The following is a 26,411-nucleotide window of genomic DNA, read 5'->3' as shown; positions in this document are numbered from 1 at the left end:
GTGCGGCTTTTTTGTTATGGGCTGCCATGCCACATTTTTCTCTTCCCCTTTGAATATGCCATTAGCTACCGATCGCGCGCCAACCTTGGCCATCTTCTGCAAAGTCGTCGACAACTACGGCGATATCGGCATTTGCTGGCGCCTGGCGCGGCAGTTGAGCGGCGAGCATGGCGTGGCTGTCACCCTGTGGGTCGATGATTTGCCGAGTTTCCGGCGCATCTGTCCGGAAATCGACGTGGCGGCGCCAGTGCAGCAGGCCGGCGGCATCACGGTGCGCCACTGGCGCGACCAGGATGGCGCATTCGCGCCGGCCGACATCGCCGACATCGTCATCGAATTCTTTGCCTGCGACATTCCGCCCGGCTATATCGCCGCCATGGCGCAGTGCGCGCCGCATCCCGTGTGGCTGAACCTGGAAGGCTTGACGGCGGAAGAGTGGGTCGAGGGCTGCCACGCGCTGACGTCGCCGCGCCACGGCATGATCAAGCATTTCTTCTTTCCCGGCTTTACGAACAAGACGGGCGGCCTGTTGCGCGAAGCGGCGCTGGACGAGAAAAGGCTGGCATTCCAGGCCGATGCGGGCGCCATGGCGGCATTCCTCGGACAATTCGGCGTGACGGCGGCGGAAATGTCCGCCTTGAAGGTGTCGCTGTTCTGCTACCCGTCTGCGCCGGTCGCCGAGCTGTTTGAAGCCTGGCAGGTGGGCAGCGAGCCCGTGACGTGCCTGGTGCCGGAAGGCGTCGCGTTCGATGCCGTTCAGGCGTTTATCGGCGACGATGCGGCGTTGGCCGGTGCGGCGCGCATGCGCGGCGCGCTCACCGTGCGCGTGCTGCCGTTCGTGCCGCAAGACGATTACGACCGCCTGCTGTGGGCTTGCGACGTCAATTTCGTACGCGGCGAGGATTCCTTCGTGCGCGCGCAATGGGCGGGCCAGCCGTTTCTCTGGCATATCTATCTGCAGGATGAAAACTTGCATCACGTGAAATTGCGCGCCTTCCTGCAGCGCTATGCGGCCGATGCGGACGGCGCCATCGACAGCCTGGTGCAGGCGGCGCTGGCCTGGAATGGCGCCAGCGCGGACGCCTTGCCATGGGCGCAACTGTGGCCCGCCTTGCAAACCAACCTGCCGCGCATCCGGGCGCGCGCGCAGGCCTGGCAGCGGCAGATGCAGGCCAATGGCGATCTGGCAAGTAACCTGCTGGCGTTCGCTGGCGCGACGAGATAGGCGCTTGCCAAAAATTAAGGTAAAATGCCCGGTTATTTCTAACGTATTTTTAACCGATCAAACGCAAGCTTGCGGCGCCGATGGCGCACAGGCGGCAGATGGTCTTCATGCAACCCACTTTTTACGTACATTCCTATGAAACCCGCAAAAGAAATTCGTGTTGGCAATATCATCATGGTCGACAGCAAGCCAATGATCGTGTTGCGTTCTGATGTCAACGGTTCGAGCCGCACGGGCTTCACCTACAAATGGAAGATGAAAAATCTTCTGACGAACACCCCGATGGAAAACGTGTTCCGCGGCGACGACAAGTTTGACGTTGTTGTTCTGGATAAAAAGCCAGTGACGTATTCGTACTTCGCCGACCCGCTGTTCGTGTTCATGGACACCGAGTACAACCAGTACGAAATCGAAGAAGAAAACCTGGGCGAAGCGCTGAACTACCTGAAAGATGGCATGGAATGCGAAGCCATTTTCTACGACGGCAAAGCTATCTCCGTTGAACTGCCTACGACCATCGCCCGTCAAGTGGTGTACTCGGAGCCAGCGGTCAAGGGCAATACTTCGGGCAACGTCCTGAAAGAAGCCAAGATCGAAAACGCCATCGACGCACACCGCCACACCGTGCAAGTGCCGCTGTTCGTGGCACAGGACGACGTCATCGAAATCGACACCCGTACCAACGAATACAAGCGTGTCGTACGCAACTGATAGATTCTTGCACTGCGCCGCGCGCATGGCCCGGCAGATGCCGGTCTGGTTTGCCTCAGTGCTGGATCACCAAGAAACGCTGCCTTCGGGCGGCGTTTTTTTTGCTTAAAAAATAATTCCCTTCAACAACAATTGTGTTGCAAGGACTGCTATGCTATGGCTACAACATTATTGCGGTAGAAACATTGAAGTTTCCTGGAGATAGCATGCAGCGCAGTCAGATGTTACGCAGTGGCGCGTCCCGGGGCGTGGCGCGTCCCGTATTGGCCCGTGCCACGGCGCCCGCCAGCCCCATGGCCCATCTGCTCGATGCGGGCGTGTTGCCGCAACAGCAGATGATGCAGGCAGGCAAACTCAGTTCCCATGCGCTGACGTCGCAGTACCTGGGGCGCATCCGTTCCCTGTGCAGCATCGGCGCGCGCGCCTATCCCGGCATTGAAATCAACCCCGATGCGTTGAAAATCGCCCTGGAAATGGACCGCGAACGGCAGGTGCACAAGGTGCGCGGCCCCTTGCACGGCATTCCCGTCGTCTTGCGCGACAATATCGCCACGGGCGACCGCATGAAGACGCGCACGCAGGCGCCCCTGGCCACGCATGCCAGCTGCGATTCCTTTGTGGCGGCGCGCTTGCGCGCAGCCGGCGCCGTCATCATCGGCAAAAGCAATTTGCGCCAATGGGCCGCCGTCAGCGTGCCGCATGCCAGTGCCAGCTGGGCCGGGCTGACCATCCTCGCCGTCGACAGCGCGGTGGACGGTTCCATCGTCGCGCCGGCTTCAAATTGCGGCCTGGTCGCCATCAAGCCCACGGGCAGGACTGCCGCGGGGCAGGGCGGCGAGCCAGCCACGGCCGGACCGATGGCGCCCAGCGTGCGCGAGGCGGCCTGGCTGCTCGCGGCCCTGAGCGGCGAGCGCCTGGCCGATGGCGTGGTGTTGGATGCCGCCGGCTTGCATGGGCGCCGCATCGGCGTGGCGCGCAGCCTGTTCGGCCTGTGCGCCGGGACCGATGCCGTGATCGGGCAGGCGCTGCTGGCGTTGCGCGAGCAGGGGGCGGAATTGATCGAGATGCCGCCCGCGCCCGGGCCCGGCGGCATCGAAGCGCTGCTGGGCTCGCACAGCCTCGATGCGCTGGTGGGCCCCACCTGCCATGGCGTAGCGCAGGCGCCGTCGGCCTTGCCGCATATTACGGTGCCGGCCGGCGTGGCCGGGGGCTTGCCGGTCGGCTTGTCCTTCATCGGCCCTGCGCACGGCGACATGCAACTCATCGCGATGGCGTATGCCTATGAGCAGGCGACTTTGCACCGGCGCACGCCCGCGCTGCCGTCGAGCATTACCCTGGCGTTGCGCCTGCCATGATGATTTTTTTCGTTTTCTTTCGATAAACTATGCTTGCAACCTTGCTGCTGACTGCGGCCGTGACGGCCATTCCGACTCCTTTTGATGCCGCGCAATTGTCTGGCAGCTGGTCCGACAGCGTCAATACGAATAGCGTTTGCGAAGAAGCGCGGCACTTTACGCGCATGCAGCTGTCTGACGATCATCGGCGGCTGGCGATCTTCAGCGACCGGACGTGGAAAAGCAAGCTGGGGGAAACCAACCGCTTTGCCGCGACGGTGGTGGCGGAAACGGAGCACAGCCTGACTTTGCGCTATGACAATGAAACCCGCCTCAATGCCGCTGGCAAGCTGGTGGAGTGGCAGTTGATCATCGTCGCGCCCGGCGTGTACCGCTGGCGCGAGACGGGATGGGCGGAAGGCAAGGTCAACGGGGTCGTCGGTATCCGCTGTTCTCCCTGAGGCGGGCGCGCAAGCATGCCATTCTGCTATGCTGCCCGCATTATTGAATGCTTTTAGGAGATTGCATGTCCGCACGTTTGTTCCTGCCCCTGTTCCTGGGCGCCGCCGTGGCGCTGGCCACCCTGCCGGCGCACGCGCGTACGCCGCAACTGTCGCTGATCGAGCAGGCGCAAAGCTGCGACGGCGGCCACACCTGCCCGTACTTCCCCGACGTCTACAAGGCGGACTACGCCTTTCGCAAGGCCTTCAATATCGGCCTGAAGAAGGCTGGCCTGAAGCGGCAGCGCTGGGTGCCGAATGGTGTGGCGAGCCCGCTCAAGCCCGTCGAGATCGACGGCAAGGCGCGTCTGCTGAGCAGTGTCTGCGAACCGCACAATTGCGGCCACCGCTACTCCATCCTGTACGACCCGGCCGAGCGCAGCATGACGGGCGTGTATATCGGCAGCGATGGCAAGGGCGGCTCGCGCACCGTCTACTTCGGCGAACCCAGCATCGCCGAAGCCGACATGTTGTTCAAGAACTGATGCACGCGCCACTGCGCATTTCCAGCGAACGCGGCGAGCTGGACGTGGCCATGATCCACCGCTACCTGAGCGAGCAGTCGTACTGGAAGCGCGGCGTGGCGCTGGAAACGGTGCGCAAGGGCATCGCCAACGCGCTGTGTTTCGGCGGTTATGTGGATGGCCAGCAAGTGGCGTTCGCCCGGGTCATCACCGATTACACGGATTTTGCCTACCTGCGCGACGTGTTTGTGCTGCCGCAATACCAGGGGCGCGGCTATGGAAAGCAGATCGTGGCCGCCGCGCTTGGGGATGCGCGTGTGCGCGATGTCGTCTGGATGCTGGGCACCGATGACGCGCATGGCCTGTATGCGAGCTTTGGTTTTGCGCCACTGGAGGCGCCGCATAAGTACATGCGCCGTCCTGCGGCGTGAGAATTATCAAAACAACCTTTAGGTGTCAAGAGAACTATTAACATTATTGTACGCAATAATGTTGCATTGATAATGACATCATGTCATTATGCGCGCTCTGCAGCTTACGCAGCGGTGCGTTGCTGGTGCTGTGCTTTGCCGTCGCTACCTGGCGGGGCAAAGGTGGTGAGCGGTCCGATTGGTCGTCCCTGGCACGTTTTCTCGTCACTTTAAAGGAATACATCATGAAACAATATGGCGCCGAATTTCTCGGCACGTTCTGGCTGGTCTTCGGCGGTTGCGGCAGCGCCGTGCTGGCCGCCGCCTTTCCCGGCCTGGGCATCGGCTTTGCCGGCGTAGCGCTGGCCTTTGGCCTGACGGTGCTGACCATGGCTTACGCCATCGGTCACATCTCGGGCAGCCACCTGAATCCTGCCGTCTCGATCGGCCTGTGGGCCGGCGGCCGCTTCCCCGCCAATCAACTGTTGCCATACATCATTGCGCAAGTGCTGGGCGCCATCGTGGCCGGCGGCGTGCTGTACGTGATCGCCAGCGGCCAGGCCGGTTTCGATGTCAGCAAGGGCTTTGCCTCGAACGGCTTCGGCGCCCATTCGCCGGGCGGCTATTCGATGCTGTCGGCGCTGGTCATTGAAATCGTGCTGACGATGTTCTTCCTGATCGTCATCCTGGGCGCCACCGACAAGCGCGCGCCGGCCGGCTTCGCCCCGCTGCCGATCGGCCTGGCGCTGACCCTGATCCACCTGATCAGCATTCCCGTCACGAATACCTCCGTCAACCCGGCCCGCAGCACGGGCGTGGCCCTGTACGTGGGTGACTGGGCCACCAGCCAGCTGTGGCTGTTCTGGCTGGCACCCATCATCGGCGCCTTGCTGGGCGCGCTGGCCTACCGCTTGATTGCCGGCGAAAAAGAATCAGCTTGAACATGTAAAAAAAGCAGCCCGCGGGCTGCTTTTTCATTTAGTCGGCGGCGCGCCACTCGCTCAGGTAATGCTGCGGCGTGCGGCCCAGGATGCGGCGGAACATGGCGCTGAAGGCGCTGGGGCTGGCGTAGCCCAGCGCATAGGCGATGGCCGCCACGCCTTCGCCCCGGTCCAGGCGGCAGAAGGCCTCGGCCAGGTGGACTTGCTGCAGCCATTGGCGGTAGTGCAAGCCCGTTTCCTTGGGGAATAAGCGGATCAGGGTGCGCGCGCTGGCGCCCGCGTCCTGCGCCCAGTCCTCGATGCTGCGCCGGCTGCCGGGCGCGCTCATGATGGCCGAACAGACGGCCACCAGGCGCCGGTCGCGCGGCCAGGGGATGGCGATGGGCACGGTATCGGCCGCCGTCAGCTCCGACAGGATCAAATGCGCCAGCCAGTCGCCGCGGCCCGCCAGCGCATATTCGATCGGCTCGGCCAGCAAGGCCAGGATCAGCTCGCGCAACAGCCGGCTCACTTCCAGCACCTTGCAATCGGCGCCATACGGGGCGGCCACCTGCGCATCGATGTACACGGTGCGCATGCTCAGTTCGCTCAAGATGTGGACTTCATGCACCACGCCCACGGGGATCAGCAGGGCGCGCCGCGGCGGCAATATCCACACGCCGTGTTCGGTGGAGACGCGCATCACGCCTTCCGTCGCATACAGCAGCTGCGCCCGCACGTGGCTGTGCGGCGCCGTATAGTCGCCCGCCGCATATTGCCTGGACATGGCCGTCACGGGGCGCGGCACGTGCTGGTAATCGTGCGAGCTGGTGCTGCGGCTGAACGGCACGCCATCGGGATGGGTCTGGGCGGGTTGCTGGGTGTACATGTGGGGCGCGGGTTTGTCTCTTGGTTGTCACTTGGGCGACGATTATTGGAAGTTATCAGTTCAGTGACCATACTATACTGGCTTCTTTGCCGGGCCGCCCGCCGTGCCCGATTATTGCGGATGAGACATGCACACAACCACACCTGCCCCAGCATTGGCGACGCCCGTGCCGGCGGCGCCCTCGCTTCCTAGTTCCCAACAACAATCCGGTCTGGCCATGCACATCCTGGGCGCCGTCGCCTTCGTGCATTTGCTCAATGACTTGATCCAGGCATTACTGCCGTCGATTTATCCGATGCTGAAAGCCGAGTTTTCACTCAGCTTTACCCAGGTCGGCCTTATAACCCTGACGTTCCAGTGCACGGCATCGTTGCTGCAGCCCTGGATCGGCTTGTACACGGACCGTCGTCCGCTGCCGTTCCTGTTGCCTGTCGGCATGTGTTTTACCCTGGCCGGTGTGCTGATGCTGTCCATCGTCTCGACCTTCCCGACCCTGTTGATCGCGTCGGGCCTGATCGGCGTCGGTTCGTCGACTTTCCACCCGGAAGCGTCGCGCGTGGCCCGCATGGCGTCGGGCGGACGCTATGGCTTTGCCCAGTCGCTGTTCCAGGTGGGCGGCAACGTCGGCTCCGCCCTGGGTCCGTTGCTGGCGGCCGCCGTCATCGTGAATCGCGGGCAGGGCAATATCGCCTGGTTCAGCTTGCTTGCCGTGCTGGCCATCGGCGTGCTGTACAAGGTCAGCCACTGGTATAGCGGCCACCTGGCCAGCTTCAAGCCGAAGGCGGGCGGCCATGGACCGAACTTGTCGCGCAACAAGGTGATGGGTGCCCTGGGCGTGCTGGCCTTGCTGGTGTTCTCGAAATACATCTACATGGCCAGCCTGTCGAGCTATTACACGTTTTATTTGATCGACAAGTTTCACCTGTCGATCGGCGCGGCGCAACTGTACCTGTTCCTCTTCCTCGCCGCCGTGGCGGCCGGCACCTTCATGGGCGGCCCCATCGGCGACCGCATCGGCCGCAAGCGCGTGATCTGGATTTCCATCCTGGGCGCCGCGCCATTTACCCTGCTGCTGCCGTATGTCGACCTGTTCTGGACGGCTGTATTGACGGTGATCATCGGTTTCGTCATTTCTTCCGCGTTTTCCGCCATCGTTGTGTTTGCGCAAGAACTGGTGCCGGGCAAGGTGGGCATGATCGCGGGGATCTTCTTTGGCCTGATGTTCGGCGTGTCCGGCATCGCGGCGGCCGCCATGGGCCACCTGGCCGACGTATCGGGCATCGCCTATGTGTATAAAATCTGCTCCTACCTGCCGCTGCTGGGCATCCTGACGGTGCTGCTGCCGCATATCGAGCAGGCGAAAAAATAAGCGCGCATTGCGGGAGGGCTTGACGGCCCGCCCGCGTGCATGCGATATTCTCATCATGATTTCTTCCATCTTCCCTCCAGTCCTTGCATACCGCCGCGCCGCCGCTGCGCTGTGTCCGTGTACCTGGCTTCGTGAGGATGCGGCCCGGCGCCGTTAAACTTTTACTCCTCATTCCGATGGCCACAGTGTTGAAAAACCTGTGGCCATTTTCTTTTTCCGCAACGCGCATGAAAGCCCCGCATGACACTTCATTTGTACGATACGTATAGCCGCAGCCTGCGTCCGTTCGATCCCATCGCCCCGGGCCAGGCGGGCCTGTACGCCTGCGGCCCCACCGTCTACGACTACGCGCACATCGGCAACCTGCGCACCTATCTGTTTGTCGACGGCTTGCGCCGTGCGCTCGAATTCAACGGTTTGCGGGTGCGCCACGTGATGAATATCACGGACGTGGGCCATCTGACGTCGGATGCGGACAGCGGCGACGACAAGATCGAGGCCCGCAGCGCCCGCAGCGGCAAGTCCGCCTGGGATATCGCCGCCGAATTCACCCGCGCGTTCGAGGGGGATCTGCGCCAGCTCAATATCCTGCCGCCCACCGTCTGGTGCCGCGCCACCGACCATATCGCGGAGCAGATCGATTTCATCCGCGACCTGGAAGCGAAGGGCTATACCTATCGCACGGACGACGGCATCTATTTCGATACGACGCGCCAGGACAGCTATGGGAAACTGGCACGCCTGAATCGCGACGGCCTGCAGGCAGGGAAGAGGGTAGACCTGGGCGAGAAGCGCGATATCTGCGACTTCGCCCTGTGGAAGTTCAGCGGCGTGCCGGGCCAGCGGCAGATGGAGTGGGACAGTCCCTGGGGCCTGGGTTTCCCTGGCTGGCATATCGAATGCTCGGCCATGGCGGAAAAACACCTGGGCGCGTATTTCGACATCCATTGCGGCGGCGAAGACCACGTGGCCGTGCACCACAGCAACGAGATCGCGCAAACGGAAGCGCGCCATGGCACGCGCCTGGCGAATTTCTGGCTGCATGGTGCCTTCCTGAAAACGCAGGACGCGAAGATGTCGAAGTCGTCGGGTGACTTTTTACGTTTGCACAGCCTGGTGGAGCAGGGCGTCGATCCGCTGGCCTACCGCTACCTGTGCCTGGGCGCCCATTACCGCAGCAGCCTCAATTTCACGGACGACGCCTTGCGCGCTGCTGCCAGCGGCCTGGCGCGCTTGCGCGTGGCCGTGCATGGCCTGGGTGCTGCGGACGGCGAAGCCGATCCTGCATGGCATGAGCGCTTCATGAGCTGCATCAACGATGACCTGAACTACCCGCGCGCGCTGGCCGTGGCCTGGGAGCTGCTGAAAAGCGGGCTGCCCGACGCCGTGAAAAAGGCCACGATGGCCCGTTTCGATACGGCCCTGGGACTCGACCTGCTGGCCTGGCAGCCGGCGCAGGTGGAAGTGCCGCAGCAGGTGCAGGTGTGGATGGCGGAACGGGCTGCCGCCCGCCTGGAGCGCCAGTGGGCCGAGGCGGACCGCTTGCGCGCACTGGCGCGCGCGGCCGGCTATGAGATCGACGATACGCCGCAGGGGCAACAGGCGCGGCCTTTGTGAAGATGTCCTGCATAATGGCCGCCTGATGAAACTGGAGATGCCGTGAAGCGTCGTTTGCTGCTATTGAGTTGTTGCCTTGCCTTGTCTAACTCCGTCCAGGCGGCCAGCGCCTGCCCCGGTTTTCCCGCGCTGGCTACATCGAGCGAGGCGCTGCTGGCGCAAGTGCGCGCACTGCCGCCCGTCGGCGTCGACCGCGAACGGCAGGCGTGTGCGCCGGCGACCGTCATCGATTTCGCCTACAGCGGCGGAGTGCTGTGCAGTTTTGGTGGTGAGGTCGAGGCGGCGACGGCCGCCGTCACGCGCCTGGCTGACGGCGGCGAACTGGTCGAATACCTGTATCTGTTCCCGTATGCGCCGGCCTCGCACGCGCGCCTGCTGGTGCTGCTGGCCGCGCGTTTTAATCAAGTCGACAAGGCGGCTTGGCCCGGCTTCCTGCAAGGTGCGACGCCAGGCAAGGAAACCACGGCCCTGTTCACCTACGGCGGCTTTTATATCTCGTTGGGCAAGCCCACCGAAGGCGATCCGGCCGCATGGTATTCGAATGTGATCTTTGAAAAGGTGGATAAACCTGCGCTGGGCGTGCGCAAGGTGTGCCAGGAGGAGCGCGATGCTTGAAGCAGGCGCCTTTCCGGCGGCATTGGCCGGCACTGTGGCGCAGCTGCTGCCCGCGCTGGGGAGCAGCCAGGCACACCAGCCATTTGCCGTTTGCCAGGATGGCGAGGCCTTGCTGATCCCGACGCGCACGTATTACGACCGCCAGCGATTGCTGGCCTGTACGCAGCTGCCCGGCGACGCGGGCGTGATCGCCCTGTGCCTGGGCACGCGCCACCACGATGGCCATCTGCGCGAAGCGTGTGTAAGGCAGCTGTTGCTGCAGGAGCGGGCGTGGACGGTGCCGTTCGTCGTGCACCTGTGCGGTGAATACGTGCTGGAGATCGTCGAGAGAATCGGGGCGGCGCTGCCGGCCTGGAATGCGCAGGCGCTGGCGCGCTACCTGCGGGAGAACCCCGCGTATGTGGATACGCTGCAGCGGCGCGCCGTCAGCTACTGGAACTGCTACTACCGCCATCAATATCCCGTGTGGGACGGTTATCCGGGACGCAGGGCCATGGCGGCCCTGCGGGCATTACAGCGGCTTACGCCTCGATAAAGCGCATCTTGAAGCTGCGGCCCTTGATGTTGCCGAAGTCGCGGCCCAGCGTATTGCCTGCGTTCAGGCGCTTGAAGGCCGCTTCGGCCACCTTGCGGTCGAGCGCCACGTAGGTCATGAACTCGAACACATTGATCTTGCCCACTTGCTCCTTGGTGAGGCCCGCGTCGCCCGTCAGCGCGCCCAGCAGGTCGCCCGGGCGCAGCTTGTCCTTCTTGCCGCCCATGATGCACAGGGTGACCATCGGCGCCGGCAGCGCCTCCATCCCGTCATCTTCCGCCAGTTCCTTCAGGTCGTGCCATTCGGCGGCGCTGTTCTGGTATTGCTCGATCAGCTTGACCCATTTTTTCTCGTTCGGCGCGCACAGCGACAGGGCCAGACCCTTCTTGCTGCCGCGGCCAGTGCGGCCGATGCGGTGGATGTGCACTTCCGTGTCCTTCGACACGTCGACGTTGATCACGGCGCCCAGGTCGGAAATATCGAGGCCGCGCGCAGCCACGTCGGTGGCGACCAGCACGGAGCAACTGCGGTTGGCGAACAACACGAGGATTTCATCGCGCTCGCGCTGTTCCAGCTCGCCGTACAGTGCCAGCGCGGAAAAGCCCTGCTGGCGCAGTTCTTCGGCCAGTTCGCGGCAATGCACCTTGGTATTGCAGAAGGCCAGGGTCGATTCCGGCTTGAAGTGCTTCAACAGCTTGCCGACGGCGCTGTTGCGCTCGTCGAAGCCGATTTCATAGAAGCGCTGCTCGATCTTGTCGTTGTCATGCTGCGCTTCGACCGTCACTTCCAGCGGATTGACGAGGAACGATGCCGTGGCGCGGCGGATGTCTTCCGGATACGTGGCCGAGAACAGCAAGGTCTGGCGGCGCGCCGGGCAGGCGCTGACGATGCCGGCGATTTCCTCGTAAAAGCCCATGTCCGTCATGCGGTCCGCTTCATCGAGCACCAGCGTCTGCACGTGATTCAGGTTGATGGTGCCGCGGCCCAGGTGGTCGCGCAGGCGGCCCGGCGTGCCGACGACGATGTGGGCGCCGTGTTCCAGCGAAGCGATTTGCGGGCGCATCGGCGCGCCGCCCGTCAGGGTCAGGATCTTGATGTTGCCGGCCGCGCGGGCCAGGCGCCGCAATTCATTGGCCACCTGGTCGGCCAATTCGCGCGTCGGGCACAGCACCAGGCCTTGCACGGCAAACCAGGCCGGATTGAGCTTGTGCAGGATGCCGATGCCGAAGGCGGCCGTCTTGCCGCTGCCCGTTTTCGCCTGGGCGATCAGGTCGCGGCCATCGAGCACCGCCGGCAGGCTTTGCGCCTGGATGGTGGTCATCTCGTGGTAGCCGAGCGAGTCCAGGTTGGCCAAAAAGGCGGGCGTCAGCGGCAGGCTGGAAAAGGAAGTGGTGGTGTCAGTGGTGGTGTTCATAGGGGCGGAGCCGGTAAAAAGCGGGTGGATGGGCACAGTCTACAGGCGTTCTACGCCCTTGTGCGGATGGTGGTGTGGAAGCCGGCGGCAAACGGCCGCCGGCATGGGGTGTTAATTGTCGGGTGCCCAGATGGGCAAGCCGGTCAGATCGAGGCCGGCGTCGCGCGTCCACACGGGCAGGCCCGTGGCATCGGTCGGCTCCAGCAATTCGAGCTGCACCTGCTTCAAGGCCACCTTGCGCGCGCGCGCGCGGCGCTGCGGTTCCGGCGCCGGCTCTGGCGCCTCGGGCGCTGGCGGCGGGCCGAAGCCGGGCAAGTCGATGGTGGCGTTGTCTTTTTTATCTCTCATTTGCTAACCTCTGTCCCTGGCTTGCGATGGCCAGGGGGCGGGCAAGGTGCTGCCCGCCTATGTCTATACGCTTTAACTTCATCCACAAAACAAAAGCCCGGCTACTGGAGTCGGGCTCATTGTTGGGATAACCTGCAGGAAAACTTGTCCTGCGGATTTAAGTGCGGCACGCAGTGTATCACAGGCGTGCCGCACTGTGTGGGGCTTAGCGGAAGCTCAACGCACCCGTCAGGTCGCCCGGCGGCAGCGCGCCGCGTGACGCGAATGCGTCGTTGCGCACTTTCAAGCCTTCGAGCAGCGGCAAGTCGTGCAGGCGCGTGATCAGGCGCAGGATCGACGTCGTGTCATAAAAACTGTGGTCGACGGCGCCTTTCTTCGCGTACGGCGAGACGACGATGGCGGGAATGCGCGTGCCCGGCCCCCAGCGGTCGCCCTTCGGCGGCGCCACGTGGTCCCACCAGCCGCCGTTTTCATCGAACGTGATCACCACGATCATGTCTTTCCACTGCGGCGATTCCTTCAGATGCTGGATGACGTTGGCCACGTGCTGGTCGCCCGACTCGATGTCCGAATAACCGGCATGCAGGTTCAGATTGCCCTGCGGCTTGTAGAAGGTCACGGCCGGCAGCTTGCCCGCCACGGCCGCGGCGAGGAATTTGTTCGAGATCGGGCTGTCGCCCGTGCCGCCGTCGCGCAGGTGTTCGGCGCGCGCGGCCGTGCCGGGGGCGAACTGCTTGAAGTAGTTCAGCGGCTGGTGGTGGAACTGGAAGTTCGGCTTGCTGCCGCCGCCCTTGTGGTCGAGCGCCGCTTGCCAGCCGCCGCCATACCACGCCCAGCTGACGCCCTTGCGCGACAGCAGGTCGCCGATGGTGTCGTAGGTTTGCGGCGGCAGGGTATTCGCGTCGGCCGGGTCGGCATGCAGCGGGTCGCCGTCGAAGGCCGGGCGGATGTAGCTCGGTTGATATGGCGGCGCCATGGTGTTGACGGCATAGCCGTCCGGGGTGAGGGCGCCGTCGTTGACGTATTTCGGCTTGCCGTCCAGCGCGGAGGCGGGGCAGTCGGGCGAGATCGCCAGGCGCACGCCTTGCGGGCCGTCGGACAGCACGGCGATCTTTTTCTTCGCCGCCGTCTCGGAAGCATTGAAATATTCGTTGGCGCGGCCCGTCACGAGGAACTGGTGGTTCATGTAGGAGCCGCCGAAGGCCGCCATGAAGAAGTTGTCGCACAAGGTGTACTGTTCGGCGATCTGCCACAGGTTCAGGTTTTTCGACGTTTCGCCGTAATGGCCCATCACCAGGCCGCCGCTGTCGGCCCACGCGGCAAAGCCGTCGTTCTTGCCGCCGTTGATCTGCATCTGATTGTTATAGAAACGGTGCACGAGGTCGCGCGTGATGATGCTCTCGGGCAGGGGCTTGCCGGCCGCGTCGCTCAATTTGTAGGGCGCGTTGGGCAGGCCGGAAATCTGGTCTTCCTTGATCAGGTAATCGATGCCGCCGATATTCTGCTGGTTCGGCACCAGGCCGCCCCAGATCTTCGGCAGGGTGGCCAGCGGCTTGCCGTCGCGGTCCAGCTGCTGCGCCTGTTCGGCCGTGACGGCGGACAGGGGCGCGCTGGTGCCGGGGAAGTTGGCGAACAGGTTGTTGAAACTGCGGTTTTCCAGGTAGATCACGACCACGTTCTTGACGTGCGCCTTGAGTTTCGCGTCGAGCGAACCCTTGGCGATGGTCTTCCTGGCTGGCGCGGCATCGGCCAGCGCGGGCAGGCTGGCGGCCAGGCCGACTGCGGAAGCGGCCTGGAAAATGCGCCGGCGCGAGGGATTGGCGGGTTGGTCGGCCGGATCGGCTGGCAGGGCGGGGGCGAGGTCCTTCACACATTCTCCTTGGGTGGCACGGGCCATGGTCTGTGCCCGTGAAGCGGAAAATTGTATCACCGGCCCCTCGATAGTGTGAAATATTCGCCCCCCTTCAGCGCATCAGAACTGGTAGCGCACGGTCAACGCCACCTTGCGCGCCGGACCATGCATGCCCGACAACCACCAGTCCGACACGGAAGCCGTGTACTGCTTGTCGAACAGGTTGGCCACGTTGACGGTGGCCGACAGCTTGTCGCTGACGTCGTAGCGCGCCATCAGGCTGGCCACCGAGTACGCCTTCTGTTCCCAATGCAGGGTGCGCTCGACCTGCCACGCATCGATGTCGGAATACACGCGGCTTTGCCAGTTCATGCCGCCGCCCACCGTCAGGCGCTTGAATTCGCCGGGCAGGCGGTAAGTGGTCCACAGTTTCACCAGGTGGCGCGGGAAGGTGGTCAGGATGCTCTTGCCCGTATTGTCTTCCGTCTGGCTGTACGACCACGAGGCCGAGATGTTCCAGTCCGGCGTCAGGGCGCCCGTCGCTTCCAGGTCCACGCCCTGGGTCCTGGCGCCCTTGATGGCGCGGTTGGCGGAAATCTTTGTGCCAGGCACGTAATAACCCGGATCCGATTCGGCCAGATTGTCCTGGCGGATCTGGTACAGCGCGGCAGCCGTGTTCAGGCGGCCATCGAGCCAGCCGCTCTTGACGCCCGCTTCCAGGGTCTTGCCTTCGCGCGGCGCCAGCAGCTTGCCGTAGCGGTCCTGCGATGCTTGCGGCTGATAGATGGTGGAATAACTGGCGTAGGCGCTGTGCGTGCCGTCGATGTCGAACACCAGGCCGCCATATGGCGTGAAGACGCGGCTCTCCGACGCTGGCGATGTACTGTAAAACTGGTCGGAAGGCACGCCAAAAATGTAATTCTCGCTGTAGCGCAGCACCTTGGCGCCAGCGATCAGTTTCAGGCGCTCGGAGAGATTGAGGCGCGTGGCGGCATACGCGCTGGCCTGGCGGCGCGTGCTGTCGTAGGGAGTGCTGGTGCTGCCAAACACGGGCGTCGCCGTGCGATTCCAGCGGTACAGGTTGACAGGCGTGCGCTCGATGCCGTTGTCGAAACGTGCATCCGTCGTGCTTTGAAATTCGTTGTAGTCCATGCCCAGCACCAGTTCGTGCTGGCGGCCGAATGCGCTGAACGGTCCGCGCACGTTGACGTCCACGCTGTTGACCTGGAGCTGGTAGTCGCGGTAGTCGGCGTTCAGGCGCAGGCCATCGCCCGTGGTCTGGTCGGGCAAGCCGCCGCTGACGTTCAGGTAGACGGAGCGCTCTTCCTGCGACGACTGCACGCGGTTGGCCGAGATTTTCAGCTTCCAGTCGTTCGCCAGCGTGTGTTCCACAGTGGCGAAGACGTCGGTCGAATTGGTGTCGAAGCGATTCGACGTGGCCGCCGGGCTGAAGGAGCGGGGCAGGTTTGTCATGCTGCCATTGCTGTAGAACAGGGGAAAGCCCAGGTAGGACAGGGATCCGTTCGAGCGCTTGCGCTGGTGCGTGACGCCGGCCGTCAGTTTCGTGTCGGCGGACAGGTCCGCCTCGAGCACGCCGTAGACCACTTTCTTGTCGCGGCTGTAGCCGTCGACGATGCTGTCGCCTTCCTCGTACACTGTCACCAGGCGGCCGCGCACCGTGCCCGCGTCGTTGAGCGGGCCGGCAACGTCGGCCATGGCGCGCCGCTCATCGTGGGAACCCAGCTCGCCCTCGACGGAGGCCTGGAATTGCGCCGTCGGCTTCTTGCGCACCATGTTGATGGTGCCCGAGGCATCGCCCGCGCCCGTCATCAGGCCCGAGGCGCCGCGCAGCACTTCGATGCGGTCGTACAGCGCCATGTCGGCCAGGCTTTGCGACGGTATTGCATCGAGGCCCAGGTTTTCCGAATGCGTGCTGACGCCATCGAGCTGGTAATTGGTGATCGAATAGCCGCGCGAAGTAAAGCCCGTGCGTTCGCTGCCCAGCGAATACAGCGTGATGCCCGGCGTTTGCGCCATCACTTGCGCGATCGTACTCAAGCCCTGGTCCTGCATGCGCTGCTGCGTGATGACGCTGACCGACTGCGGCGTTTCCCGGATCGACAGGCCCAGTGGCGTGGCCGTGGCGATCGGCAGGGTGGAGACATACGCGCCCGAGCCTTCGGTGGCATCCTGCTGCGCCTTGACCGACACTTCCGGCATCATCGACAGCGCTTCGCCACCCGCCGCGGCATCGGCCGGGCGCAGCACATAGCTGCCGTTGACGCTGCGCTCGGCCTTCAGGCCCGTGCCGCGCAGCACGCCGTTCAGGGCGGCCAGCACGTCGTGGCGGCCGCTCAAGCCGGCCGACGTCTTGCCGCGCGTCTGCTCCGGCGTGAAGCTGAGGATGACCCGCGACTGGCTGGCGACCTGGCGCAGCGCCGTCGCCAGGTCGCCGGCCGGCACCTGGAAGTCGAGGCTGGCCGCTGGCGCTGCTGCGCTTTCCTGCGCCAGGGCTGGCGCCTGGGCGTTCAGCAGCAGGGCCGAACCGATGAAGACGAGTTGGATGGCATACGCCATGCGCTTGATGCGCGGCTTGGAGTGAATGGCAAGAGACATGGTTACCTTGTGGTGTAGTCGTCAAAAAGGACGTTGCCTACACAGGTCACGCGAGAAGCGAAAGCGGGTACTTTTTTTTGCGTCGGCCTCAAAATAAATGGTCAGCGCTGCTGGCGCGCTTCCACCTGCACCCAGTAGCGAGTGCGCAGGCGCACGTCCACCGGCAGGGAGTCGGGCAGCGACAGCAGCACGGCGTCCAGGTCGGCCAGCGGGAAGACGCCGGAAATGCGCAGGCCGGCGACGGCGTCGTCGCAGCCCAGCAAGCCGTGGCGGTAGCGGCTCAGTTCATGCAGGAAGTCGCGCAGCGGCATGGCATCGGCCAGCAGCAAGCCCTGGCGCCAGGCCCAGATGTCGGGCGAAACGGCGTGCGCGGGCAAGACCTGCTGCGCCGTCATGCCGCCGCCCTGGCCAGCGCGGAGGAGCAGATTGCCATCGCCCTGGCGCGGTAGCAGCCGGACGGCGCCTTCTTCGACGGCGACCTCGGTGCTGCCGTCCGCCTGGCGCACCGAGTAGCGCGTGCCCAGCGCCTGCGCGCGGCCGTGCGCGGTTTCGACGAGGAAGGGGCGGTAGGGCATGCCCGTTTCTCGGGCGGTGGCGATGAAGACTTCGCCCTGCACCAGCTGCAGCAGGCGCTGCGTGCCCGTGTAGCGGATGTTGACGGCGCTGCCGCTGTTCAGGTGCAAGCGGGTGTCGTCGGGCAGGGTCAGCTCGCGGCGTTCGCCCACGCCAGTGGACAGGTCGGCCAGCGCGGCGCGGGCAAAGTCGGGCGCGTATTCCGAGCGCGCGCCGAACCAGCCCGTGAGGCCGATGGTCGATGCCCACGCCAGCAACCGCAGGCTGCTGCGCCGCGAGACCGGGAGCGCGGCGGGACGTTGCAGCAGTGCCTTGCGGCTGGCCTGCGCATCGAGTTCGCGCAAGCTGCCGCTGACGCTTTCGATGTGCTGCCACGCGCGTTCGTGGTCGGGATGCGCCTGGCGCCACTGTTGCCAGGCTGTTTTTTCCGCCGGCGTGGTGGCACCGCTCATCAGGGTGGCCAGCCATTCGGCCGCCTGCATGGCGATGGCCAGGTCGATGGGCTGGCCCTGGGCGTAGACGGTGGCGCCGCGCATCTCAGGGCGCGACAAAATCGGGCACGGCAAAAAAGCACAGCAGGTTGGCCTTGCTCAGGTATTTTTTGACGGAATGCGTGGTGGTGCCCAGTTCGGCAGCGATCTCGGCATAGGTCATGCCGTCCAGGTGGGCCAGCAGGAAGGCGGCCCTGGCCTTGGCGGAAAGCTGGTCCAGCGCGCGGTCGACCAGTTGCAGCGATTCGAGCAGGAGGGACATCGCTTCCGGCGACGGCGTGCAGGCATGCGGCTGGTGCAGCAGGGCGTCGAGGTAGGCCCGTTCGAGCGCTTCGCGCCGGCAGTGGTTGGCCAGCAGGCGTTTGGCGATGGTGGCCAGGAAAGGGCGCGGCTGCGCGATCCCGGCACTGCTGCGCGCAACGAAGATCTTCAGGAAGGTATCCTGCGCCAGGTCGCCCGCCAGCCCCGCATCGTGCAGGCGGCGCTTCAGCCAATGCAGCAGCCAGGAATGGTGCTCGGCATACAGCGACTGGAAATCGGACGGCGGGGAAGGGGCGGACAGCATGCGTACGGGATGACTTAATCTAAATGAGAATTGTTCTCATAATAACGTAGCGGCGCCCGCCAGGCAATCGGGAAAACGCGGCGTTGCTGAAATGCGACTGCGCGCCAAGTCGTGTGCGGCGGCGGATTTGCGCCCGCGCACGGCAGATGTAAAAGTTTCCTTGGCGCAAGCTTTCATGTGAGAAAATGCGGGCTGTCGATGTGGTGCGGAGCGAAAAATGATGTGGATGGTTGGCGGTGCCCTGGTTCTCCTGGTCGCCCGATTCTTATGGTTGGCCTTTTTCCACCGGGTCAACGCGATGTCGCGCCAGGCGGAACTGATGAACTGGCTCGATATCGGCCGGGTGTCGAATGCCGATGGCGGCAAGGATATTCTGTTGGCGAGAAATGAGCGCGGCGCCCGGATCGACTGGCGCACGGGCGAGGTCTGGCTGATGAATCCCAAGGTGGCCGAGCCGTTTGCCGATTTCCTCGCCGTCGAACGCTGGCTGACCCTGCGCGACATGCCGCCGGCGGACAAGCCGGCCGCAGCCGCGCCTGCACCTGCGGAGCCGGAACCCGAAGCGGCGCCGGACGCCGGCCCCGTGCGCGATACCTTGCCGGCCTTCCAGCAAAAGGTCGATGCGTGCCTGGCCAAGGCGGAAGGCGGCCAGGAATTGCTGGAAACGAAGCAGGCGTTCGAGGCGGGCAGCGAGCCTTACCTCGAAGCGTCGACGGAATTGAGCAAGACCGCGCTGGAACTGGAAGTGTCGCCGGCGATGGTGGCCACGTTTCATATCAGCGCCTTTGCCGCGCTGGCCGAAACGGCGGGTGCCGACAAGCTGGAACGGGTGGCGGCCAGCCTGCATGCGGCGGCCAGGCAGATCAGGGCCAGCGTCGCCGCGTGAGCGGGCCAGGCCTGGAATGAAAAAACCGCTGAATCCCTTGCAGGAGTCAGCGGTTTTTATGTATTGGTTGCGGGGACAGGATTTGAACCTGTGACCTTCGGGTTATGAGCCCGACGAGCTGCCAGACTGCTCCACCCCGCAGGCGAATTATAACCGAGTTTGTTGCATTGCGAAAGAGCGGAGCGCAACCGGGGGCATTTGCCTTGCATGATGGTCGCGGGCATAGCGCGCCGCCATGGAAAAAGCCGCCGATCCTTTGCAGGAATCAGCGGCTTTCAAATATTGGTTGCGGGGACAGGATTTGAACCTGTGACCTTCGGGTTATGAGCCCGACGAGCTGCCAGACTGCTCCACCCCGCAGGCGAATTATAGCGGGGTTTGCTGCAATGCGCAATGGCCGGGTTTCAGACCCTCGATTATGCCGCCGCCAGGCGCCACAGCGACGTGACTTCCTGCGAGCGGGCCGCGTGCAGGCTGTCCGTCGCATCCTGGGCGCGCGGGTGCGTGGGTTTCACGTCCAGGCGGTCGACGACTTTCAAGCCCGCTTGCGCTATCCATTCGAGCAATTGCGCGCGCGGGCGCAAGCCCAGGTGCTCGGCCAGGTCGGACAAAATCAGCCAGCCTTCGCCGCTTGGCTCCAGGTGGTCGGCCAGGCCGGCGAGGAAACCGCGCAGCATGCGGCTGTCCGGATCGTAGACGGCATATTCGATCGGCGAACTTGGACGGGCCGGCAGCCAGGGCGGATTGCACACGACCAGCGGCGCGCGGCCGGCGGGGAACAGGTCGGCCTGCACCACGTCGACCTTGCCCTGCAAATCGAGGCGGGCCAGGTTCTCGCGCGCGCAGGACAGGGCGCGCGGGTCCTGGTCGGTGGCGACGATGCGTTCGATGCCGCGCTGCGCCAGCACGGCGGCCAGCACGCCCGTGCCCGTGCCGATATCGAAGGCCAGCTTGGCGCGCGCGGGCAGCGGCGCTTCCGCCACCAGGCCCACGTACTCGCCGCGGATGGGCGCGAACACGCCGTAATGCGGATGGATGCGCTGGCCCAGGGCCGGCAGTTCCACGCCCGTGCGGCGCCATTCGTGCGCGCCGATCAGGCCCAGCAGCTCGCGCAGCGAGGCGACGAACGGCTCTTCGCCGCGGCCATACGCTTCATTGCAAGCCAGTTTCACGTCCGGCGCGCGGCGCAGCGGAATCGTGTAGTCGGCGTCGAAAGGCAGCAGCAGCATGGCCAGGGTACGGGCGCGCTGCGACTGGGCCTGGCGGTGCAAATGGAAGGCTTCCGTGGCAGTCGGTTCGGGTTTCGCCAGCTTGGCGGCCTTGGCCTTCTTGCTTGGCTTGTCGTTCTTGTGGTCGGCGCGCCGCGCCAACGCCTGCAGCAGCTGGCGCGCGTTCTGGAAGTCGCCGCGCCACAGCATGGCCGTGCCTTCGCAGGCCAGGCGGTAAGCCTGGTCGGCCGTCGTGCGGTCGTCGGCGATGACGACGCGCTTGGGCGGCGGCATGCCGCTTTCCGAGCGCCAGCGGGCCGAATGCTCGGCGCCGTTTTCGCTCCAGTGGATCTGCGGATGAACGGTAGGTGAAGAAGTGTCGGACATGGGATTCAATCGATAGAAGGGGGCGCGCGGCATGGTCGCCTGCGCAGGCCGTCTTCCATTATACGTCGCCGGCCGTGCTGTTTGCCGTGTCCGTGCCATAGGCGAGTGCCAGCGCACGGGCGCGCGCCTGCTCTTCCGGCGTGGTTGCCACGGCTTGCCTGTCGACTTTTGCGGTCTCGGTGGCATGCTCCGGCTGCACCAGCTTGAGCAAACGCAAGCTCAGGCTGCCCGCCAGGTCGCCATCCTTGCCGCTGGCGCTGGCGCCATCGGACGTGCCCTGATAGAGATTGCTTTGCAATTGCTGGCCCAGCAGCTTGAACAGGTCGTGCAGATTGCCGCCGAAGTGCGTGGCGGGCAACTCCCTGGCGGGCAGGCTGGCGTCGTCGGCGGAGCTTGCTTCTTCGTCGGCTTCTTGCGTTTGCTCAAGGACGCCCGCGCTGATGTTCGATCGATATTGCACTTCCACTTCGAAGTCGAAGGTCTGGCCATCGGCCGTCGTGATCTTGCCCTTGCCGAGGAAATGCGCGTTTTCATCGAGGCTGAAGGCGGCCGCGCGGCTGCTGCCGTTGGCGCCCGAGACGCTGGCGCTGCCACTGCTGAAGCTGGAACCGGCCTGCAGGTCGACGGAATCGAAGGCAACCGTGGCGCCGTCGCCGAACAGCTGGCGCGTCATGGTGGAGAGAAAATCCTGCGCCACGTCGACCGTGGCGTTGCCCAGCGCATCGGTCCGTTGCGACAATCCCTTGGCCGACAGGTCCAGGCCATTTTTCGACAGCGCCACCACGTCTTGCGCCGTGCGCTGCATCAGGGGCGAAGCGGCCAGGCCGGACGCGCCGGCGCCTGCTTTTGGCGGCGCCTGTCCTGCCAGGGGATTGGCGGCGGGCTGGCGCGAGCCGGAAAGGAGGGCGGGGAGCTGGGACATGGTCGGTTCAAATGGGGAAGATAGGCGAATTAACGGCAATATCGCCCCATTCTTTAACCATTAGTGATGGTGCGACCAGCTACCGTCTGCCGATTCCAGGTAGGACTTGACGGCATCGGCCTGGCCCGTGGCGTGACGCTTGAGTTCGCCGCATGCGCAAATGCCCTGATACGGCTGGATATGCGAGCAGGCGGAGACTTTTTGCAGGTAAACCTGCATGGATTTGTGACATTTTACGCACTTGAAGGTGAGGCTGCGGGCGGCTTTCATGGGGTTCCTTGAACTGTTGCGGGGCGTAGGCGGTGCCTACGCGAAGGCGGCGATTTTAACGCACTCCGGCCACCGTTACACGTTGTTGCATCTGCGCCACGCGTACGTCAACTGAATCCGCGCCGTGACGTTGAACGTATATAGGAGGTCGTCTGACCGCCATTGAAGAGGTAGCACCATGGACAAGCGTGACAAGGAAAAGCCTGTACAGCCCGCCAAGGAGCTGGTGAGAAAATGGTTGAAAGCGGAGCTGGAACAGCGCCGGCCCCCGCCCGACCCCGAGCAGATCCGCCGCGAACTGGGCTGGGATTTGCTCCGGCTGGGCCGCGAACCGCTAGCTCGATGACGCCTTTGCCACGCCCTTAGAGCCTATCCCGGTAGATGAATACATCCCCTGCTGGCGCCCCTCAGAAGCGGGGACTGCGTTGCTCGTCGTCGCGTGGCTCGCCACGCGTCCTCCTCACGCCTTGTCCGCGCTCCTGATGCGCTGCCAGCAGAAGACGCTCCCTACCGGGATAAGCTCTTAGCGCACCGTCACCACGCTCTTGCCGCCGGACCCAGGCTGCACGAGGATGCGGGTGGCGATGCGCTCCGTCATTTCCTGCACGTGCGAGATGACGCCCACCTTGCGTCCCATCGCTTGCAAGCCGTCGAGCGCATCCATGGCCACGCGCAGGGTTTCCGTGTCCAGGCTGCCGAAGCCCTCGTCGATGAACAGCGATTCCACGCGCACCCGGTTCGAGGATAGCGAGGCCAGGCCCAGCGCCAGGGCCAGCGAAACGAGGAACGATTCGCCGCCCGACAGCGAGTGCACGGAGCGCAGCTCGCCGCCCATGTCCTGGTCGCGCACCATCAGGCCCAGCGACGGGTTGTTCGGGTTGTCGATGCGTTCCAGCTGGTAGCGGCGCGCCAGGTGGTTCAGGTGCGCGTTGGCATAGCCGAGCAGCACTTCCAGCGTGAATTGCTGCGCGTAGTTGCGGAATTTCTTGCCGTCGGCCGAGCCGATCAATTCATTCAGGCTGGCCCAGCGCCGTTCGATCACGGCTTGCGCCTCGATCTGCGCCAGCATCGCTTGCGCGCTGTGGCGCCTGGCGTCGTCCTGCGCGATGGCCAGGCGCAGTCGCGTCGCTTCCTGGTTGGCCGCCTGGCGTTCGGCGCCCAGCGCGTCCAGCGCCGCCTGCAGTACGGCCTCGTCCATTTCCAGCGCTTCCGGCGGCTGCTGCACGTGCGCGGCCAGTTGCTGCCGGCGCTCGGCCAGCACGGAAACGGCCGCCGTGTGGCGGTCGGCGATTACTTGCAGGGCGTCGCGCTCGGCGCGCATGGCGTCCATGGAGATGGCCAGGCGCGCGCGCAGCTCGTCGAGCGTGTCGGGCGCGTGGCCGGAGTGACGCTGCCGGAATTGCTGCAGCCAGTCGTGCAGGGCGACGGTGGCGCCGTGCTCCTGTTCGCGCAGGGCGGCCAGGCGCTGCGCCAGCTGCGCGCACGCTTCGTCGAGGCGCGTGCGCTGCGCGCTGGCCGCGTGGGCCGCCGCCTGCTGCTGCGCCAGCTGGTCTTTGGCCTGCGCGATGGCCGCCGCCAGGCTGCGTTCCACCTCGGCCACGCTCTGGCCCTGCCACAGCGCGTTGCGCTCCGCTTGCAGTGCCGTGCGCTGTTTGTCGGCGGCGGCAAAGGCGGCGTGGGACTCCTGCGCCGTTTGCCGTGCCTTGCCGGCGGCCAGCTGCGCCGCTTCCAGCTGCGCGGCCAGGGTCGCCAGCGCGTGGCCGCGCTGGTCCTGGTCCGCCTGCTGTTTCAGCCATTGCCGGCTTTCCGTTTCGCGCGCCGCGCGGAAGGCGGCGGGGCCGGCGCGCCAGCTGTCTTTCCAGCCTTCGGCGCCTTCCACGTCGGCAAACGCGGCATCGAGCTGCGCCAGCAAGCCGTCAAGCGCGCCGCGCGACGTTTCCGCCTTGTCCAGACCGGCCGCCTGCTGTGCCTGCAATTGCGCCAGACGCGTCTGCGTTTCGGCGACGGCGCTAGTGCAGCGCGCGTGTTCGGCGCCGGCCAGTTCGTGCGCCGCCTGCGCTTGCTCGCGCCGCGCGCCGGCCTGGCGCAGCGCCGCCTCCTGCTGCGCCAGCGCTTGCAGGGCTGCCGCATTGGCCGTCAGCTGCTGCGCGAACCAGTCCGCGCGCTGGCTTGCCGGCGGCAGTTGCAGGGTGTCCGCATGCGGCTGCCATTGCGCGTTCAAGCTGTCGATGGCGGGCGGCAGGACGGCCAGTTCCGCATCCGTCTGCGCCTGTTCGCGCGCGGTCGCGGCCAGCGCCGCCTTGTGCGTGGCCAGCCGCTCCAGATTGCTGCGCGCCTGCGCGCGGCAAGCCAGTACCTCATCCTGCAAGCTGGCCAGCATCGCCTGCAGGGCGTCGTCGGCGTGGCTGTACGGGTGTTCCAGCGCGCCGCAGACGGGGCAGGGCTGCTCGTCCTGCAAGGTGGCGCGCAACTGCTCCACGCTGGCCGCGCATGCCGCTTCCGCCCCTTTCAAGGATTTTTCCGCCTGCGCCAGGGCCGCTTCCAGCAGCGCCGTTTGTGCCGCCTGCGCCGCCAGCGCCGTCGTTTCCGTTTGTGCGGCCTGCGCCAGTTGCGCCGCCCTTGCTTGTCCGTGCGCCAGCTCCTGCTGCTTGCGCGCCAGTTCCGTCCACGTCTTTTCCGCCGCATTCAACTGGCGCGCATGGTCTTCCAGCTGGCCGCGCTGTTGCTGCAGCAGCTGTCCATCGATGGCTTGCACGGCGCACTGCGCCTCGCGCCGCTGCGCATCGTGCGCGGCGAGCGTGGCGGCGGCCGCCGTCAACGCGGCCTGTGCCTCCTGGCCCGCGGCGCCTGCCGCGCGCACCAGCTGCGCCGCGTCGGCCGCCCTGGCGTCGGCAGCATCGGCTTGCGCGGCCGCCTGGCCGGCCTGGGCGAACAACTGGTCCGACAATTGCCATGACGCGGCCAGCGCTTGCCAGTGCTGGTGCGACGCCAGCCACAGGCGGCCCGTTTCCTGCTCCGCCTGCATGGCGTGCTGGTGCTGCTGCAGCTCGTGCAAGGTGGCGCGCGCCGTTTCGTTGGCCTGGTCGGCCGCCAGTGCGCCATCCTGCGCCTGGCGGTGGGCAGGCAAGTGTGCCGCAATGCCGGCATCGAGTGCCTTGGCTTGATCGAGCCGGGGCGCCGCGTCGCGCTGCGCCGTTTCCCTGGCTTGCAAGGCCGCCGCCGCCAGTTGCACGCTGGCAGCCAGTTGCGTTTCGCTGGCCACGGCTTGCGCCGCCTGCGCGCGCGACGCTTCCAGCGCGGCACCGGTGCCGGCGATGTCGTTCGCCAGGCGCGCCACGTCGTCGATGAGGGGCCGCGCCGGCTGCAGCAATTCCCACTGCGCCAGCGCCGCGCGGCGTCCTTCGGACGCGGTGCGTTCGGCATCCGCGCCATCGAGCGTCTCTTGCGCCGCTGCTATCTGGCTTTGCAGCTTGTGCGTCTCCTGGTGCCAGCGCTGCTGCAGCTCCAGCACCGCCTTGCGCAAGTCGAGGGTGTGCAGGGCGGTGTCGGCCGCGCCGCACAGCGCTTCGGTCTCGGCCCGCTCTTCCTGCGACAGGGGCCGCTGGTCGGCCAGTTTTTCGCCCAGGCGTTCGAGGACCTGTTTTTCCTTCTTCGCCCGCTCGAAGGCGCGCATGGAAATGTCGGTATAGATGCTGCTGCCCGTCAGGGTTTCCAGCAATTCTCCCCGTTCATTGTCTTCCGTCTTGAGGAAGGTGGAAAACTCGTTCTGCGCCAGCAGCACGGCGCGCGTAAACTGGTCGAACGACAGGCCGATGCGCTTTTCGATCTCTTCCTTGACTTCCGTCTTGGTGCCGCCGATGGGCTGCAGCGCTGGCAGCTGGTGCAAGCTCATGGCGGTCGCCTGCAGCGCCCCTTCGGCCCGGGTGCGCGAGCGGCGCACGCTCCAGCGCGCGCGATAGCTTGCGCCATCGTTGCCGACGAAGTCCACTTGCGCGTAACCGTCCGGCGTGCCACGGCGCAGCAGGGTGCGCGTATCCTGGGCGTTGACGGTTTCCTTGCCCACGTCGGGCAGGGCGCTGCCCCGGCCCAGCACCTTCAGCAGGCGCGGCGTGGCGTCGTACAGGGCCAGGCACAGGGCGTCGAGCAGGGTGCTCTTGCCCGCGCCCGTGGGGCCGCTGATGGCAAACAGGCCGGAGGACGCCAGCGGCTCCTGCTGGAAGTCGACTTCAAATTCGCCGGCCAGCGAGGCCAGGTTCTTGCCGCTGATTTTCAGTATTTTCATGGTTCTTC

General features: G+C 65.1%; 24 protein-coding genes and 2 tRNA genes. 13 read left to right on the top strand and 13 right to left on the bottom strand.

Features of this window, described 5'->3' with window-relative positions; genetic code table 11:
• The first annotated feature begins 55 nt into the window (after window positions 1–55).
• The 7 genes from earP to aqpZ all read left to right on the top strand — a co-directional run bounded on the left by earP (window position 56) and on the right by aqpZ (window position 5,585).
• Window positions 56–1,225, top strand: coding sequence for an elongation factor P maturation arginine rhamnosyltransferase EarP (gene earP / locus CLU94_RS04300; protein ID WP_099664740.1), 1,170 nt, complete (start codon window positions 56–58; stop codon window positions 1,223–1,225).
• Window positions 1,226–1,360: 135 nt separating this feature from the next.
• Window positions 1,361–1,936: an elongation factor P gene (locus tag CLU94_RS04295; RefSeq protein WP_034758247.1), complete on the top strand. Its 576-nt coding sequence runs from the start codon at window positions 1,361–1,363 to the stop codon at window positions 1,934–1,936.
• A 206-nt stretch (window positions 1,937–2,142) separates the two neighbouring features.
• The gene (locus tag CLU94_RS04290) at window positions 2,143–3,291 is read left to right on the top strand and encodes an amidase family protein (protein ID WP_257218672.1); all 1,149 of its coding nucleotides are present in this window, start codon (window positions 2,143–2,145) and stop codon (window positions 3,289–3,291) included.
• Window positions 3,292–3,320: 29 nt separating this feature from the next.
• On the top strand, window positions 3,321–3,731 hold the full coding sequence (locus CLU94_RS04285) for a hypothetical protein (protein WP_143451341.1): 411 nt from the start codon (window positions 3,321–3,323) through the stop codon (window positions 3,729–3,731).
• A 65-nt stretch (window positions 3,732–3,796) separates the two neighbouring features.
• Complete coding sequence (locus CLU94_RS04280) at window positions 3,797–4,255, top strand: Ivy family c-type lysozyme inhibitor (protein ID WP_180278591.1); 459 nt, start codon at window positions 3,797–3,799, stop codon at window positions 4,253–4,255.
• Window positions 4,255–4,665: a GNAT family N-acetyltransferase gene (locus CLU94_RS04275; protein WP_099664737.1), complete on the top strand. Its 411-nt coding sequence runs from the start codon at window positions 4,255–4,257 to the stop codon at window positions 4,663–4,665. The genes CLU94_RS04280 and CLU94_RS04275 overlap by 1 nt, the downstream gene beginning before the upstream one ends.
• A 224-nt stretch (window positions 4,666–4,889) precedes the next feature.
• Complete coding sequence (aqpZ, locus tag CLU94_RS04270; protein WP_099664736.1) at window positions 4,890–5,585, top strand: aquaporin Z; 696 nt, start codon at window positions 4,890–4,892, stop codon at window positions 5,583–5,585.
• 37 nt (window positions 5,586–5,622) lie between these two features.
• Here the strand turns inward: aqpZ and CLU94_RS04265 are convergent, their stop codons facing one another.
• Window positions 5,623–6,453 carry an AraC family transcriptional regulator gene (locus CLU94_RS04265; RefSeq protein ID WP_099664735.1) on the bottom strand — a complete coding sequence of 277 codons (831 nt, stop codon included), beginning with the start codon at window positions 6,451–6,453 and terminating at the stop codon, window positions 5,623–5,625.
• Between the two features lie 127 nt (window positions 6,454–6,580).
• On the opposite strand from CLU94_RS04265, the gene CLU94_RS04260 reads away from it, so the two are divergent.
• The 4 genes from CLU94_RS04260 (at window position 6,581) to CLU94_RS04245 (ending at window position 10,589) form a co-directional block, all read left to right on the top strand.
• Window positions 6,581–7,822: an MFS transporter gene (locus CLU94_RS04260; protein WP_099664734.1), complete on the top strand. Its 1,242-nt coding sequence runs from the start codon at window positions 6,581–6,583 to the stop codon at window positions 7,820–7,822.
• Between the two features lie 240 nt (window positions 7,823–8,062).
• Window positions 8,063–9,439 (top strand): cysteine--tRNA ligase, encoded by a 1,377-nt coding sequence (gene cysS, locus CLU94_RS04255; protein WP_099664733.1) that lies wholly within the window; start codon window positions 8,063–8,065, stop codon window positions 9,437–9,439.
• An 81-nt stretch (window positions 9,440–9,520) separates the two neighbouring features.
• Window positions 9,521–10,054 (top strand): hypothetical protein, encoded by a 534-nt coding sequence (locus CLU94_RS04250; protein ID WP_099664732.1) that lies wholly within the window; start codon window positions 9,521–9,523, stop codon window positions 10,052–10,054.
• Window positions 10,047–10,589, top strand: a complete 543-nt coding sequence (locus CLU94_RS04245) for a hypothetical protein (RefSeq protein ID WP_099664731.1) — start codon at window positions 10,047–10,049, stop codon at window positions 10,587–10,589. Before CLU94_RS04250 ends, CLU94_RS04245 begins: the two co-directional genes overlap by 8 nt.
• Here CLU94_RS04245 and dbpA read toward each other — a convergent pair.
• The 6 genes from dbpA to CLU94_RS04215 all read right to left on the bottom strand — a co-directional run bounded on the left by dbpA (window position 10,576) and on the right by CLU94_RS04215 (window position 18,448).
• Entirely contained in the window at window positions 10,576–12,003 is a 1,428-nt protein-coding gene (dbpA, locus tag CLU94_RS04240) for an ATP-dependent RNA helicase DbpA (RefSeq protein WP_099664730.1), read from the bottom strand. The two genes, CLU94_RS04245 and dbpA, sit on opposite strands and share 14 nt — an antisense overlap.
• Window positions 12,004–12,114: 111 nt before the next feature.
• Window positions 12,115–12,351, bottom strand: coding sequence for a hypothetical protein (locus CLU94_RS04235; RefSeq protein ID WP_077402076.1), 237 nt, complete (start codon window positions 12,349–12,351; stop codon window positions 12,115–12,117).
• Window positions 12,352–12,556: 205 nt separating this feature from the next.
• Entirely contained in the window at window positions 12,557–14,248 is a 1,692-nt protein-coding gene (locus CLU94_RS04230; protein ID WP_257218671.1) for an acid phosphatase, read from the bottom strand.
• Between the two features lie 75 nt (window positions 14,249–14,323).
• Window positions 14,324–16,819: a TonB-dependent siderophore receptor gene (locus CLU94_RS04225; RefSeq protein WP_257218670.1), complete on the bottom strand. Its 2,496-nt coding sequence runs from the start codon at window positions 16,817–16,819 to the stop codon at window positions 14,324–14,326.
• A 101-nt stretch (window positions 16,820–16,920) separates the two neighbouring features.
• On the bottom strand, window positions 16,921–17,928 hold the full coding sequence (locus tag CLU94_RS04220; RefSeq protein ID WP_099664728.1) for a FecR domain-containing protein: 1,008 nt from the start codon (window positions 17,926–17,928) through the stop codon (window positions 16,921–16,923).
• 1 nt (window position 17,929) lies between these two features.
• Complete coding sequence (locus CLU94_RS04215; RefSeq protein ID WP_099664727.1) at window positions 17,930–18,448, bottom strand: sigma-70 family RNA polymerase sigma factor; 519 nt, start codon at window positions 18,446–18,448, stop codon at window positions 17,930–17,932.
• Window positions 18,449–18,665: 217 nt separating this feature from the next.
• Between CLU94_RS04215 and CLU94_RS04210 the strand changes: the two genes are divergently transcribed.
• Window positions 18,666–19,334 (top strand): hypothetical protein, encoded by a 669-nt coding sequence (locus CLU94_RS04210; protein WP_143451340.1) that lies wholly within the window; start codon window positions 18,666–18,668, stop codon window positions 19,332–19,334.
• 64 nt (window positions 19,335–19,398) lie between these two features.
• Here the strand turns inward: CLU94_RS04210 and CLU94_RS04205 are convergent.
• The 5 genes from CLU94_RS04205 to CLU94_RS04185 form a co-directional block, all read right to left on the bottom strand.
• A tRNA-Met gene (locus CLU94_RS04205) sits at window positions 19,399–19,475 on the bottom strand.
• Window positions 19,476–19,617: 142 nt separating this feature from the next.
• Window positions 19,618–19,694: transfer RNA gene (locus CLU94_RS04200), tRNA-Met, on the bottom strand.
• A 56-nt stretch (window positions 19,695–19,750) separates the two neighbouring features.
• On the bottom strand, window positions 19,751–20,929 hold the full coding sequence (locus CLU94_RS04195; protein ID WP_099664725.1) for a methyltransferase: 1,179 nt from the start codon (window positions 20,927–20,929) through the stop codon (window positions 19,751–19,753).
• Window positions 20,930–20,987: 58 nt separating this feature from the next.
• Window positions 20,988–21,851: a hypothetical protein gene (locus CLU94_RS04190; RefSeq protein ID WP_099664724.1), complete on the bottom strand. Its 864-nt coding sequence runs from the start codon at window positions 21,849–21,851 to the stop codon at window positions 20,988–20,990.
• A gap of 60 nt (window positions 21,852–21,911) precedes the next feature.
• Complete coding sequence (locus CLU94_RS04185; protein WP_034755039.1) at window positions 21,912–22,121, bottom strand: hypothetical protein; 210 nt, start codon at window positions 22,119–22,121, stop codon at window positions 21,912–21,914.
• Window positions 22,122–22,299: 178 nt separating this feature from the next.
• On the opposite strand from CLU94_RS04185, the gene CLU94_RS28325 reads away from it, so the two are divergent.
• On the top strand, window positions 22,300–22,467 hold the full coding sequence (locus CLU94_RS28325; RefSeq protein ID WP_171984974.1) for a hypothetical protein: 168 nt from the start codon (window positions 22,300–22,302) through the stop codon (window positions 22,465–22,467).
• A gap of 177 nt (window positions 22,468–22,644) precedes the next feature.
• Here the strand turns inward: CLU94_RS28325 and CLU94_RS04180 are convergent, their stop codons facing one another.
• Window positions 22,645–26,403, bottom strand: a complete 3,759-nt coding sequence (locus CLU94_RS04180) for an AAA family ATPase (protein ID WP_099664723.1) — start codon at window positions 26,401–26,403, stop codon at window positions 22,645–22,647.
• Window positions 26,404–26,411: the final 8 nt, after the last annotated feature.

This window comes from Janthinobacterium sp. 13 (assembly GCF_002749695.1).
In the GTDB taxonomy this organism is placed as follows: Bacteria; Pseudomonadota; Gammaproteobacteria; order Burkholderiales; family Burkholderiaceae_D; genus Janthinobacterium; species Janthinobacterium kumbetense.
Note: the sequence above shows the minus strand (reverse complement) of the source record. Positions and strands in the feature narration are given on the sequence as shown.

Excerpts from the sequence above, each read along its gene's own strand:
- earP (WP_099664740.1), top strand. The coding sequence starts at position 56 with ATGCCATTAGCTACCGATCGCGCGCCAACCTTGGCCATCTTCTGCAAA.
- CLU94_RS04295 (WP_034758247.1), top strand. The coding sequence starts at position 1,361 with ATGAAACCCGCAAAAGAAATTCGTGTTGGCAATATCATCATGGTCGAC.
- CLU94_RS04290 (WP_257218672.1), top strand. The coding sequence starts at position 2,143 with ATGCAGCGCAGTCAGATGTTACGCAGTGGCGCGTCCCGGGGCGTGGCG.
- CLU94_RS04285 (WP_143451341.1), top strand. The coding sequence starts at position 3,321 with ATGCTTGCAACCTTGCTGCTGACTGCGGCCGTGACGGCCATTCCGACT.
- CLU94_RS04280 (WP_180278591.1), top strand. The coding sequence starts at position 3,797 with ATGTCCGCACGTTTGTTCCTGCCCCTGTTCCTGGGCGCCGCCGTGGCG.
- CLU94_RS04275 (WP_099664737.1), top strand. The coding sequence starts at position 4,255 with ATGCACGCGCCACTGCGCATTTCCAGCGAACGCGGCGAGCTGGACGTG.
- aqpZ (WP_099664736.1), top strand. The coding sequence starts at position 4,890 with ATGAAACAATATGGCGCCGAATTTCTCGGCACGTTCTGGCTGGTCTTC.
- CLU94_RS04265 (WP_099664735.1), bottom strand. The coding sequence starts at position 6,453 with ATGTACACCCAGCAACCCGCCCAGACCCATCCCGATGGCGTGCCGTTC.
- CLU94_RS04260 (WP_099664734.1), top strand. The coding sequence starts at position 6,581 with ATGCACACAACCACACCTGCCCCAGCATTGGCGACGCCCGTGCCGGCG.
- cysS (WP_099664733.1), top strand. The coding sequence starts at position 8,063 with ATGACACTTCATTTGTACGATACGTATAGCCGCAGCCTGCGTCCGTTC.
- CLU94_RS04245 (WP_099664731.1), top strand. The coding sequence starts at position 10,047 with ATGCTTGAAGCAGGCGCCTTTCCGGCGGCATTGGCCGGCACTGTGGCG.
- dbpA (WP_099664730.1), bottom strand. The coding sequence starts at position 12,003 with ATGAACACCACCACTGACACCACCACTTCCTTTTCCAGCCTGCCGCTG.
- CLU94_RS04235 (WP_077402076.1), bottom strand. The coding sequence starts at position 12,351 with ATGAGAGATAAAAAAGACAACGCCACCATCGACTTGCCCGGCTTCGGC.
- CLU94_RS04230 (WP_257218671.1), bottom strand. The coding sequence starts at position 14,248 with ATGGCCCGTGCCACCCAAGGAGAATGTGTGAAGGACCTCGCCCCCGCC.
- CLU94_RS04225 (WP_257218670.1), bottom strand. The coding sequence starts at position 16,819 with ATGTCTCTTGCCATTCACTCCAAGCCGCGCATCAAGCGCATGGCGTAT.
- CLU94_RS04220 (WP_099664728.1), bottom strand. The coding sequence starts at position 17,928 with ATGCGCGGCGCCACCGTCTACGCCCAGGGCCAGCCCATCGACCTGGCC.
- CLU94_RS04215 (WP_099664727.1), bottom strand. The coding sequence starts at position 18,448 with ATGCTGTCCGCCCCTTCCCCGCCGTCCGATTTCCAGTCGCTGTATGCC.
- CLU94_RS04210 (WP_143451340.1), top strand. The coding sequence starts at position 18,666 with ATGATGTGGATGGTTGGCGGTGCCCTGGTTCTCCTGGTCGCCCGATTC.
- CLU94_RS04195 (WP_099664725.1), bottom strand. The coding sequence starts at position 20,929 with ATGTCCGACACTTCTTCACCTACCGTTCATCCGCAGATCCACTGGAGC.
- CLU94_RS04190 (WP_099664724.1), bottom strand. The coding sequence starts at position 21,851 with ATGTCCCAGCTCCCCGCCCTCCTTTCCGGCTCGCGCCAGCCCGCCGCC.
- CLU94_RS04185 (WP_034755039.1), bottom strand. The coding sequence starts at position 22,121 with ATGAAAGCCGCCCGCAGCCTCACCTTCAAGTGCGTAAAATGTCACAAA.
- CLU94_RS28325 (WP_171984974.1), top strand. The coding sequence starts at position 22,300 with ATGGACAAGCGTGACAAGGAAAAGCCTGTACAGCCCGCCAAGGAGCTG.
- CLU94_RS04180 (WP_099664723.1), bottom strand. The coding sequence starts at position 26,403 with ATGAAAATACTGAAAATCAGCGGCAAGAACCTGGCCTCGCTGGCCGGC.